This window comes from Rhizobium ecuadorense (assembly GCF_001187535.1).
Lineage (GTDB): Bacteria > Pseudomonadota > Alphaproteobacteria > Rhizobiales > Rhizobiaceae > Rhizobium > Rhizobium ecuadorense.
In genome coordinates, this window is the sequence record NZ_LFIO01000993.1 from 1 (window position 1) to 242 (window position 242).

Consider the following 242-nt stretch of genomic DNA (forward strand, 5'->3'; position numbering starts at 1 on the left):
AAATCGGCCAATGGACTTCGCACTCCTTTTCAACCTGTTCCGGAAACCCAAGCAGGCCAACGTCACTGACGTCACGCTCTGGCACAAGCACGAGGCACTCTTTCCGGTGCCACTCGTCGACGGCGCCGCCCGAAACCCATCGGGACAAATCTGGCGCCGGCTGAACGGTGTGCAATGGGAATATAAGCAGGACCCCGAAACGATTGAAGAATTCGATGCTCGACAATATTGAGGCTTAAAGC

General features: G+C 55.4%; 1 protein-coding gene. It reads left to right on the forward strand.

What is annotated here, in order from left to right; translation table 11 throughout:
* Positions 1–10: 10 nt before the first annotated feature.
* A complete protein-coding gene (locus tag AF337_RS18350; protein WP_018448461.1) occupies positions 11–232 on the forward strand; it encodes a hypothetical protein in 222 nt (73 codons plus the stop codon).
* The last annotated feature ends 10 nt before the right edge of the window (positions 233–242 follow it).

Coding starts and splice junctions, on each gene's coding strand:
- AF337_RS18350 (WP_018448461.1), top strand. CDS start 11: ATGGACTTCGCACTCCTTTTCAACCTGTTCCGGAAACCCAAGCAGGCC.